1 protein-coding gene and 1 pseudogene are annotated in these 1175 nt (G+C 67.9%); one reads left to right on the top strand and one right to left on the bottom strand.

The genetic code is table 11. The features are described 5' to 3' along the window. Positions 1-486, bottom strand: a pseudogene (locus A5701_RS20280) (2-hydroxyacid dehydrogenase); the annotation flags it as partial. Positions 487-616: 130 nt separating this feature from the next. On the opposite strand from A5701_RS20280, the gene A5701_RS20275 reads away from it, so the two are divergent. Then, the coding region (locus A5701_RS20275; protein WP_067757901.1) for a TIGR03619 family F420-dependent LLM class oxidoreductase at positions 617-1175 on the top strand (559 nt) is incomplete at its 3' end.

The following is a 1175-nucleotide window of genomic DNA, read 5'->3' as shown; positions in this document are numbered from 1 at the left end:
GCCGTCGCGCAGCCAGCGGCCCGCCCGCACGTAGCGGTCGGCGGCGCCGAAACGGCGCAGGGTCATCAGGATCAGGCCCAGCGCGGTGTCGGCCACCGTGTCCGAAAGGACGTCGGGCGTGTTGCTGACGCCGATGCCGCGGCGCCGCGCCGCGGGCAGATCGATCAGGTCCACGCCGGCGCCGTTGTTGACGATCACCTCGAGGTTGGGCAGCGCGGCGATGGTGTCGCCGTCGACACCGGCCGTGCCCGATGTGATCACGATGCGAACGTCAGCCGCATGTTCGGCGAAGAAGTCGGCGCGCCCCGGACCGTCGGGAAGCTTGGGGATCTCGTACCGCGCGGTCAGCTCGGCTTCGAAAGTCCGCTCGAAGCGGCCGATCCGCAGCGCATGTCCAATCTTTTTTGTCGTCACGCGTCCATCATCGGGCGTCGGTGAAATATTCGGGCGGCGGTCGTGGTTGTGATGCCCGGCGGTGTCGTACATTCCCCCGGGTACCACCTTGAGAACCGTCGCTTCGAGCGACCACTTGCCGAGAGGCGCGAAGACGGCACCGTCCCTCAAACTTTTTCCATTGCGCGGGAAGCAATCCCCCGGCGGCTCGGTTGCACCGCGAGTGCGCATCGGAGTGGTGTTCCCGCAAACCGAGCTTGGCGGCGACCCCGCGGTCGTGCGTGCATACGGCGAGGGCGTACAGGAACTCGGATTCAGCCATATCCTGGCGTACGACCACGTCGTGGGCGCCGACCCCCTGGTGCACCGCGGCTGGGCCGGCCCATACGACATCGACTCGACGTTTCACGAGCCGTTCGTCTTGTTCGGTTTTCTGGCCGCGATCACCTCGCTCGAGCTGGTCAGCGGCGTCATCATCCTGCCGCAGCGGCAGACGGCGTTGGTGGCCAAGCAGGCGGCCGAGGTCGATCTGCTGACCGGCGGCCGCTTCCGGCTCGGTGTCGGATTGGGCTGGAACGCGGTCGAATACGAGGCGCTGGGCGAGAACTTCACCAATCGCGGCAAGCGCTCCGAGGAGCAGGTCGAGCTGTTGCGCCGGCTGTGGACCGAGCGGTCGGTCACCTTCGACGGCAAGTACCACAGCGTGACCGCGGCGGGGCTGGCCCCGTTGCCCGTCCAACGCCCCATTCCCGTGTGGATCGGCGCGGCCTCCGATCGCGGGC

Origin of the sequence: Mycobacterium sp. E3305 (genome assembly GCF_001666785.1) — a bacterium.
Classification (GTDB): domain Bacteria; phylum Actinomycetota; class Actinomycetes; order Mycobacteriales; family Mycobacteriaceae; genus Mycobacterium.
Note: the sequence above shows the minus strand (reverse complement) of the source record. Positions and strands in the feature narration are given on the sequence as shown.